We start from the raw sequence: 8,630 nt of genomic DNA on the forward strand, positions 1-8,630 counted from the left end.
AGTCCACAGCGGGCCGTGACCGATCCGTCCGCCACGGTGGCGGACGGACAGGGAGAATGCCTGTAGTCCGGTGCGCGGTTCGTGCCGCGGGGCGCGCACGCTCGTTGAGGATGACGGGCGGTCGGTGCGCCGCTCCGGGCGATGGGGCCTCCCCGGCCGAAGGCTGAGGGACGGTCGAAGAAGCACTAACCGATGGGCGAGGGGTTACGCATGACCGACACCGGCCAGGTCCCGGGTGAGGGACTGCCGGAGGGCGCAGGCAACGGTGTACCTTCCGGGCCCGCGCAGGGCATGGGGGCGCAGCAGCCGGGCGTTCCCGCACCGGGTGCGTACACCTTCGTCGACCCGACCGACCCCTCCGAGAACCCCGCCGATGACGACGACCTGCTGCTGATGCCGGGCGCCCAGGGGGCGTGGACCGAGGCGCAGATCGCGTCGGCCCGGGCCCAGCAGGCCCAAGGCCATCAGGGGCACGTCCCGGGTCATCAGGGTCAGGTTCCGGGCCATGGGCAGGCGTCCGGTCAGGGCCGCTTCCCGGGGGAGGCCGCGGCCGACCGGCCGGCGCCCGCCGCCGCCCAGCCCGCCCACCAGCCGGGTCCGCACGAGACCTCCGGCCGTGACAGCGGCTCGATCGACCTGAACGGCATCCGCATGCCCGGTGGCACCCCCGCCCCGTCCCACCCGGGACCCGCCCGCCGCCCGCTGCACCACGGCCCGTCGGGTCCTGCGGTGCCGGACGGCTCGGCGAGCCCCGTACGTTCGCTCGCCGACCGGGGGCCTGCGGGCGCGGCCCCGGCCAAGGAGTCCGCCGCGCCGGCGCGGCACGCGGGGCCGCCCACGATGCCCGAGTACCTCGACATTCCGCGTGACGCCGCGGGAGTGCCGGGACCGCAGCTCGGTGAGATCCCGCCGCAGGGTGCCGCGCCGTGGGGAGCGCCGGAGGGGCAGGACGAGGGGCAGGACTACGGGCAGGGCCCTGAGCAGGAGCGGGCGGCCCAGGAGTACGTGGCTGATGCCGGATCCGGCGAGGCCGCCCATGCCGCTCCAGCAGAAGCCGCCCATGCCGCCCATGCCGCACCAGCAGAAACGGTCGTCCCAGACGTCCCAGACGTCTCGGCCACCCCGGAAGCCCCGGCCGTCGCAGATGCCCCGCAGTTCGCGGATGCCTCAGGTTCCGCAGAGGCCTCCGCTGCACCGGGCTTCACCGAAGCCCCGGGTGTCACACCGGCACCGCAGGCTCCGGGCGCCGACGCCGAAGCCGACGCCTTCTCCGCCGAGCTGCCCGTACCCACGCACGCTCCGGAGACCACCGCGTTCCCGAACGCCGCGGAGTCCGGCCAGGCGCCCGTGGAGGAGCAGCAGTTCCCGGTCGAGGAGCAGCCGTTCGCGACGGGCGAGTACCAGTTCCGGACGGGGGAGCACCAGTTCCCGCAGCCGGAGCAGCAGCAGGTGCCGGTCGCCGAGCAGCCGGCGTTCGCCCACGCAGTGCCCGCCGCCGTCGGCCAGCCCGCGTTCGCCGTCGCCTCCGCCCAGCCGTGGCACGGGGCGCAGCCCCCGCACGCCGAGGAAGAGGCGCAGCCCGGCTTCGCCCCCGACGCCGCCCAGGGCGCGCACGCCGCGCCGCACGCCCAGCAGTTCCCCCCGATGGACGGCGGCCGTCCCGCCGAGGCGCGGCACGCCGCGCCCGGACCGCAGCACCCCGAGCCGCAGGGCCCGCAGGAGGCGGCGGCGCCCCTGAACGCCCCGTTCCAGAACGAGCCCGGCGGGGCCCAAGGGCCCGCGCCCCTCGGTCAGTTCGTGCCGGTCGACGGTTCGGTCCCGACCACGCCCCACCTGGCCCCGACGCCGCCGCACCCCGTGATCGTCCCGCAGGAGGACCCGGCCGCCGAGGACGTCCCCGAGGCCGCCGCACCGGCCGCGCCCGCTGACCCGGCGGACGGCGCCCCCGTGCCCGTACCGCAGGACGAGGCGACGGACGCCGGGGCCGCGGCTCCCGAAACTGAGACTCCCGCGGCCGCGACGCCCGGGACCGTCCAGGACCCGGCCGCCCCCGAGGCGACGCAGGAAGCGGTGCGGCAGCCCGCCACCGTGCCCGCCCCGCGTGACGGCGCCGAGCCCACGGCGGCCCCCGTCGCCGGTGCGACTCCCGCGCCGGACACGGCGGTTCAGGAGAGCGGCGCGGGCTCCGTGGCCGAGGGCGGCGAGCCGGTCCCGGCGGCGGACGGGGCGACGGTCGAAGCCGGTGAGGCCCCCCAGGGCCCGACCGGCTCCGCTGTGCCCCGTATTGTCTCCTCCGTGGCGGCTCCGGCCGAGTTCCCGGCCGCCCCGGAGACGGCCGACCCGGCCGACGAGTTGGACGAGGCCGACGAAGTCATCTCGTTCGAACCGATCGAAGCGAACGAAGTGACCGAAGTGGCCGAAGCACCCGAGATGGCCGAAGCGCCTGAAGCCTCCGTACCCGTGCCCGTCGCCGGGCCGACCGAGGCTCCCGAAGTCCCCCTCGCCCCCGTCGCCGCGCCGGAAGCCCCCGTGGCGGGCGAGGCACCGGACGCCCCCGAAGCCCCCGGGCTCCTCGTGATGGAGCCTGCCGAAGCCGCCGGGTTCCCGGCGGCGCGGGAAGCGGGCACCGAACTCCCCGAGCCCCCGGTGTCCGCCGGGAGCGCCGCTCCTGGGTACGCCGACGCCGAGCGCGAGGCCGTCCTGCGCGTCATGCGCGAGCGCCGCGACATCCGCAACGGCTTCCGCTCCGACGCCATCCCGCACGAGGTGCTGCTCCGCGTCCTGGAGGCCGCGCACACCGCCCCGTCGGTCGGTCACTCCCAGCCCTGGGACTTCGTCGTCATCAAGTCCGCAGAGACCCGGCGCACCATGCACGAACTGGCCGTCCGCCAGCGCGACGCGTACGCCAAGTCCCTGCCCAAGGGCCGCGCGAAGCAGTTCAAGGAACTGAAGATCGAGGCCATCCTCGACACCCCGGTGAACATCGTCGTCACCGCCGACCCCACCCGCGGCGGGCGCCACACCCTCGGCCGGCACACCCAGCCGCAGATGGCCCCGTACTCCTCGGCGCTCGCCGTCGAGAACCTCTGGCTCGCCGCGCGCGCCGAGGGCCTCGGCGTCGGCTGGGTCAGCTTCTTCGACGAGCGCGAGATGGTCCGCGCCCTCGGCCTGCCCGAGCACCTCGAAGTCGTCGCCTACCTCTGCGTGGGATACGTCGACGAGTTCCCGGCCGAGCCCGAGCTGATGCAGGCCGGCTGGTCCAAGCGCCGCCCGCTCTCCTGGGTCGTCCACGAGGAGACGTACGGCCGCCGCGCCCTGCCCGGCGAGGACCCGCACGACCTGCTCGCCGAGACCGTCTCCAACATCCGCCCGCTGGACGCCAAGGCGCTCGGCGAGGCTTGGGAACGCCAGAAGCGCATGACGAAGCCGCCGGGCGCGCTCGGCATGCTGGAGATCATCTCCGCGCAGCTCTCGGGCCTGTCCCGGATGTGCCCGCCGCCGATCCCGGAGCCCGCGGCCGTCGCGATCTTCGCGGGCGACCACGGCGTGCACGCCCAGGGCGTCACCGCCTGGCCGCAGGAGGTGACCGCGCAGATGGTCGCCAACTTCCTCGGCGGCGGCGCGGTCTGCAACGCCTTCGCCAACCAGGTGGGCGCCGAGGTCTGCGTCATCGACGTGGGCGTGGCGAGCGAACTCCCGGCCACGCCGGGCCTGCTGCCCCGCAAGGTGCGCGCGGGCACCGCCGACATGACCACCGGCCCCGCCCTGACCAGGGAAGAGGTCAAGGCGGCCATCGAGGTCGGCATCGAGACTGCCCGCGACCTGGTGGCGGCCGGCAACAAGGCGTTGCTCACCGGCGAGATGGGCATCGCCAACACCACCGCGTCCGCGGCCCTGATCTCCGTCTACACGGAGGTGGACCCCGCCGAGGTCACCGGCCGCGGCACGGGCATCAACGACGAGATGCACACCCGCAAGGTCGAGGTGGTCCGCCGCGCTCTGGACCTCCACCAGCCCGACCCGGCGGACCCGATCGGCGTCCTCGCGGCGATCGGTGGCCTGGAGCACGCGGCCATGGTGGGCCTGCTCCTCGGCGGTGCGTCCCTGCGGACGCCGGTGATCCTGGACGGCGTCAGCGCCGGAGCGGCCGCCCTGGTCGCCCGCGCCATCGCCCCCGAGGTCCTCGCGGCCTGCATCGCGGGCCACCGCAGCGCGGAGCCGGGCCACGTGGCGGCGCTCAACAAGCTGGGCCTGCGCCCCCTGGTCGACCTGGACCTCCGTCTGGGCGAGGGCACGGGCGCGCTCCTGGCGCTGCCGGTCGTCCAGAGCGCGGCCCGCGCGATGCACGAGGTCGCCACGTTCGACTCGGCGGGCGTCACCGAGAAGTAGCAGCCGTGGGGCGAAGCCCCCGTTTTCGGCACCGGGGCGGGGCTGGGGGAGACCTCCGGCCCCGCCCCCGCCATACTGAACCCGCACGTCAAGCAGCCGCTCCAGCGCAGCAGCGGTAGCGCACCATGAAGACTCCGCCCGCACGAGGAGCCCCAGAGCCATGGCCGAAAACCCCGCCTACCCCGTAGGTCTCCGCCTCGCAGGACGCCGCGTCGTCGTCCTCGGCGGCGGCCAGGTGGCCCAGCGCCGCCTCCCGGCACTGATCAAGGCAGGCGCCGACGTCCTCCTCGTATCGCCCTCGGCGACCCCGTCCGTCGAGGCCATGGCGGACGCGGGCGAGATCACCTGGACCAGGCGCCGCTACGAGGACGGCGACCTCCAGGACGCCTGGTACGCCCTGATCGCCACCAGCGACGCCGAGGCGAACACCGCCGCCTCGGCGGAGGCCGAGGCGCGCCGCGTCTGGTGTGTGCGCTCCGACGACGCCGAGGCGGCCACCGCCTGGACGCCGGCCACCGGCCGCTCCGAGGGCGTCACCGTCGCCGTCCTCTCCAGCGACATCCACGACCGTGACCCCCGCCGCACCGCCGCCATCCGCGACGCGGTCGTCGAGGGCCTGCGCGACGGCAGTCTCGTCGCCCCGCACCTGCGCACGCGCACCCCGGGCGTCGCCCTCGTCGGCGGCGGCCCCGGCGACCCCGACCTGATCACGGTCCGCGGCCGGCGCCTGCTCGCCGCCGCGGACGTCGTCATCGCCGACCGTCTCGGCCCCCGCGACCTCCTGGACGAACTCCCGGCGCACGTGGAGGTCATCGACGCCGCGAAGATCCCGTACGGCCGCTACATGGCCCAGGAGGCGATCAACGACGCCCTGATCGAGCACGCCAGGCAGGGCAAGGCCGTCGTCCGCCTGAAGGGTGGCGACCCCTACGTCTACGGCCGGGGCATGGAAGAACTCCAGGCGCTCGCCGAGGCGGGCATCGCCTGCACGGTCGTCCCCGGCATCTCCAGCTCGATCTCCGTCCCCTCGGCCGCCGGAATCCCGGTCACCCACCGCGGCGTCGCCCACGAGTTCACGGTGGTCAGCGGCCATGTGGCGCCGGACGACGCGCGCTCCCTGGTCGACTGGGCGGCCCTGGCCAAGCTGCGCGGCACCCTCGTGATCCTGATGGGCGTCGACAAGATCGGCAAGATCGCCGAGGCCCTGATCGCCCACGGGAAGGCCGCCGACACCCCGCTCGCCCTGATCCAGGAGGGCACGACGGCCGCCCAGCGCCGCGTCGACGCGACCCTCGGCACGGTCGCCGATGCGGTGCGCACCCACGAGGTGAAGCCCCCGGCCGTCATCGTCATCGGCGAGGTCGTGAAGGTCGGCCCCGAGCCCCTCGCGTAACGCGCCCGCACGCCCCCAAGTAACCAGCGGTAACGGAACCCGTCCGGAGCCGTTGGCACCCCACCCAGGACAAGGCAGTATCACCCTGTGGCTGATCTCATCACCGTCGACGACCCCGACGACCCCCGCCTGCGCGACTACACAGGCCTGACCGACGTCGAACTGCGCCGCAAGCGCGAACCGGCCGAGGGCCTGTTCATCGCGGAGGGCGAGAAGGTCATCAGACGGGCCAAGGACGCCGGTTACGAGATGCGCTCGATGCTGCTCTCGGCCAAGTGGGTCGACGTCATGCGCGACGTCATCGACGAGCTCCCGGCCCCGGTGTACGCGGTCAGCCCCGACCTCGCCGAACGCGTCACCGGCTACCACGTGCACCGCGGCGCCCTCGCCTCCATGCAGCGCAAGCCGCTGCCCACCGCCGACGAACTCCTCGCGACCACCCGCCGCGTGGTCGTCATGGAGGCGGTGAACGACCACACCAACATCGGCGCCATCTTCCGCTCCGCCGCCGCCCTCGGCATGGACGCGGTCCTGCTCTCGCCGGACTGCGCGGACCCGCTGTACCGGCGCTCGGTGAAGGTCTCGATGGGCGCGGTCTTCTCGGTCCCGTACGCCCGCCTGGAATCCTGGCCCAGGGGCCTGGAGGGCGTACGCGAGGCGGGTTTCAACCTCCTCGCCCTCACCCCCGACGAGAAGGCCAAGTCCCTGGACGAGGCGGCACCGCACCGCATGGACCGCGTCGCGCTGATGCTCGGCGCGGAGGGCGAAGGACTCTCCACCCAGGCGCTGGTCGCCGCCGACGAATGGGTCCGCATCCCGATGGCCCACGGCGTGGACTCGCTCAACGTGGGCGCGGCCGCGGCAGTCGCGTTCTACGCGGTGGCGACGGGACGCCCGCAGCTCTGAGGCGCGCCCGGCACGTCCGACGCGGGCCCTAGTCCTCTCGCGTCACCGTCGACTCGTAGTGGATGGCCATGCGCTCCCCGTCCAGCGGGGAGAACGAGGGGCCGGGCCGCGTGTGCTGCTTCGTGTCGCGGCCGCGGTCGTCCCCGAGGCCCCGCGCGGGGCCCTGGCACCCCTGCGCCGCCGCGATGCCGAGGGCCACCAGCAGCGTCACGATCACGAACACCGTGAGCCGCTGCCGCAGCAGCCGCGGATTGGCGGGACCCCGGCGGCCCGTTCCCGTCGTGCGCGGCCCCTGACGTCCGGCGCCGCTGCGCGGGGCGGGCCTGCCGCCCGAGCGTGCGGTGTTGCGGGGCCCGGGGGGCCGGGAGCCGGACCGGGCGCCGCCGGTCCTCGACGAGCCGGTGCGGGACGAACCCGTGCGGGACGGTCCGGTACGGGGGGCCGACGCGGCACCTGGCGCGGAGCGCCGCTGGGTGCGTTCGTCCGCGTACGTCTCGACGTACCGGCCTGTCGGCTGATCGTGACTGTGCCGGGGCGCGGGCGGCCGTACGTCGGAGATCCCCTGGGCCTCGCGGGCGGCGATCTCCTTCAGCCGCAGCGACAGTTGGAGCGTGCTGGGCCGCTCCTCCGGGTCCTTGGCGAGACAGGCCCGGATCAGCGGCGCGAGCGCGTCGGGCACGCCGTGCAGCTGCGCCTCCTCGTGCACCACCCGGTAGAGCATGACCTCGGAACTGCCGTGCCCGAAGGGCGAGTCCGCCATGCCCGCGTACGCGAGGGTGGCCCCGAGGGCGAAGACGTCGGTCGCCGGGGTGACCGCGGCGCCGCGCACCTGTTCGGGAGCGAGGAAGCCGGGCGACCCGACGGCCGTCCCGACGTGCGTCAGGGTGGAGGCGCCGGTGGCCCACGCGATGCCGAAGTCAATGATCCGCGGGCCCTTGGGGGACAGCAGGATGTTCGACGGCTTGAGGTCGCGGTGGACGACACCCGCCTCGTGCACGGCCACGAGCCCCTCGGCCAGCGCCGATCCGACCACGGCGACGTCGGCCGCGGAGAGCGGGCCCTCGGCGGCGACCTTGTCGTGCAGGGAGGGACCGGGCACGTACTGCGTGGCGAACCACGGCCGGTCCGCGTCGAGATCGGCGGCGACGAGCCGCGCCGTGCAGCCGCCGCGGATGCGCCGGGCCGCGGAGACCTCGCGGGCGAACCGCGAGCGGAACTCCTGGTCCTCCGCCAGGTCGGGCCGGATCACCTTCAGGGCGACGCGCTGCCCCCGCCGGTCCGACCCCAGATAGACGACCCCCATGCCGCCGGCGCCCAGGCGCCTGTGCAGCCTGAACGAGCCGACGACACGCGGGTCCTCGCGCCGGAGCCGCATCATCGTCATGTCCATCCCCGCTACCCGGTCCGTTTGACGAGCCACAGCTTACGTTTCCGTGGCCGGGCACGTGCAGAGGCCGCGCCCTCGCGGGGCGATCGATTGTCAGTGCCGGGTGGGAAACTTGAAGAGTGGTCAGGGGACGGGGGACATGGGGGCGTTGCGGCCGACCCGATTCCCAACCATCCATCGCTGAAGGGGGATTGATCCCGTGAAGGGTGATCGTGTGGAGATAGTCGTGGATGCCGGTGACACGACTCGAACGTACGAAGTGGTGGCGAGCAGGGCGGGTCGCCGGGTGGAGACGGCGGTCCGCAGGGGAGTGGTGGAAGTGAGCGAAGTCACCCGCAGCGGCTCGGTGGTGCGTACGGCGCGCTTCATGGCCACGCGCGTCCTGGCCCTGGTCGAACAACCGGTCCCCAGGGAGGACTCCTCCGAGGCCGCGGCCACCCCCTCGGGGACTTCCCCGAGTCCTAGATGAGTAGTTCCGATGTGGCTCAGTGGTCGTAGGCGATCAGTGAGCGGGTGATGGGTGCGCCGATGGTGCGGTTGTGCCAGATCGCGCAG

5 protein-coding genes are annotated in these 8,630 nt (G+C 74.3%); 4 read left to right on the top strand and 1 reads right to left on the bottom strand.

What is annotated here, in order from left to right:
* Nucleotides 1-210: 210 nt before the first annotated feature.
* From cobT to ACFVYL_RS28800, 3 genes are all read left to right on the top strand, one after another.
* Nucleotides 211-4,389 carry a nicotinate-nucleotide--dimethylbenzimidazole phosphoribosyltransferase gene (gene cobT / locus ACFVYL_RS28790; protein WP_389720956.1) on the top strand — a complete coding sequence of 1,393 codons (4,179 nt, stop codon included), beginning with the start codon at nucleotides 211-213 and terminating at the stop codon, nucleotides 4,387-4,389.
* Between the two features lie 160 nt (nucleotides 4,390-4,549).
* Entirely contained in the window at nucleotides 4,550-5,782 is a 1,233-nt protein-coding gene (gene cobA, locus ACFVYL_RS28795) for a uroporphyrinogen-III C-methyltransferase (RefSeq protein ID WP_389720958.1), read from the top strand.
* An 87-nt stretch (nucleotides 5,783-5,869) separates the two neighbouring features.
* The gene (locus ACFVYL_RS28800; RefSeq protein WP_389720960.1) at nucleotides 5,870-6,688 is read left to right on the top strand and encodes a TrmH family RNA methyltransferase; all 819 of its coding nucleotides are present in this window, start codon (nucleotides 5,870-5,872) and stop codon (nucleotides 6,686-6,688) included.
* Between the two features lie 28 nt (nucleotides 6,689-6,716).
* On the opposite strand, the gene ACFVYL_RS28805 is transcribed toward ACFVYL_RS28800, so the two are convergent.
* Nucleotides 6,717-8,078, bottom strand: a complete 1,362-nt coding sequence (locus ACFVYL_RS28805; RefSeq protein ID WP_389720962.1) for a serine/threonine-protein kinase — start codon at nucleotides 8,076-8,078, stop codon at nucleotides 6,717-6,719.
* 196 nt (nucleotides 8,079-8,274) lie between these two features.
* Between ACFVYL_RS28805 and ACFVYL_RS28810 the strand changes: the two genes are divergently transcribed.
* The gene (locus ACFVYL_RS28810; RefSeq protein ID WP_389720964.1) at nucleotides 8,275-8,544 is read left to right on the top strand and encodes a hypothetical protein; all 270 of its coding nucleotides are present in this window, start codon (nucleotides 8,275-8,277) and stop codon (nucleotides 8,542-8,544) included.
* Nucleotides 8,545-8,630: the final 86 nt, after the last annotated feature.

This window comes from Streptomyces sp. NPDC058308 (genome assembly GCF_042880275.1).
GTDB lineage: Bacteria > Actinomycetota > Actinomycetes > Streptomycetales > Streptomycetaceae > Streptomyces.

Coding starts and splice junctions, on each gene's coding strand:
- cobT (WP_389720956.1), top strand. CDS start 211: ATGACCGACACCGGCCAGGTCCCGGGTGAGGGACTGCCGGAGGGCGCA.
- cobA (WP_389720958.1), top strand. CDS start 4,550: ATGGCCGAAAACCCCGCCTACCCCGTAGGTCTCCGCCTCGCAGGACGC.
- ACFVYL_RS28805 (WP_389720962.1), bottom strand. CDS start 8,078: ATGGACATGACGATGATGCGGCTCCGGCGCGAGGACCCGCGTGTCGTC.